Raw genomic sequence first — 673 nt, 5'->3', positions numbered from 1 at the left:
ATGCTCGATTTAACCCCACTTAAACACCACCTGCGCATCGACCATGATGACGAAGACGCCTTATTAACCGCTTATTTAAACGCGGCAAAATCAACCTTTGAATTATGGACGGCACGTAAACTGATCATGCCGCCGGACACACTGCCGGATAAAGACAAAATCACCAACGAACTGATGATTAACGACGCCATCAAACAAGGTGCTTTATTACTGATCGGCCATTGGTACGCCCATCGCGAGGCCGTTAGTGACCGGTTACTGCACACAACCCCCTACGCGGTTGAAGCGCTATGGCTGCCCTATAAATACCGGAGGGTTTAAATGATTATTTGCGAAGCCTGCGAAAAGCGCAGACAGTGGCTTAAAAAATGGGCAAGTATTGCGCAGGAAAGAGCGCGTCATTTATGGAGCAAACCCGATGAGCAAAACCAAGCCAACAACCGAACCACTATTAGACTTGATCAACGCATTAAACGCATTAACGAAAGCGCTCACGCTACAAACACAAGCGATAGGGCAATTAATACTGGACGAATCAAACGAACGGGAAGAACCGCCGATGTTTGACCTTTCCGGCAAGCCGATAGTGATCCGGTAACAGCATGCAAGCGGGCAAACTGCGCCACCGCGTAGAGATACAGCGAGCCATTAATAGCCAGGACGCACAAAGCGG

The 673-nt window shown here is 49.0% G+C and carries 2 protein-coding genes; both read left to right on the top strand.

What is annotated here, in order from left to right; genetic code table 11:
* Positions 1–321, top strand: a 321-nt coding sequence (locus AXE65_RS03575; protein WP_068388211.1) for a head-tail connector protein, incomplete at its 5' end; no start/stop codon positions are given.
* A 97-nt stretch (positions 322–418) separates the two neighbouring features.
* Entirely contained in the window at positions 419–598 is a 180-nt protein-coding gene (locus AXE65_RS13750) for a hypothetical protein (RefSeq protein ID WP_068388207.1), read from the top strand.
* The last annotated feature ends 75 nt before the right edge of the window (positions 599–673 follow it).

This window comes from Ventosimonas gracilis (genome assembly GCF_001580025.1).
Classification (GTDB): Bacteria; Pseudomonadota; Gammaproteobacteria; order Pseudomonadales; family Pseudomonadaceae; genus Ventosimonas; species Ventosimonas gracilis.
The sequence above is the reverse complement of the archived record's forward strand: the minus strand, read 5'-3'. Positions and strand labels throughout refer to the sequence as shown.

Excerpts from the sequence above, each read along its gene's own strand:
- AXE65_RS13750 (WP_068388207.1), top strand. The coding sequence starts at position 419 with ATGAGCAAAACCAAGCCAACAACCGAACCACTATTAGACTTGATCAAC.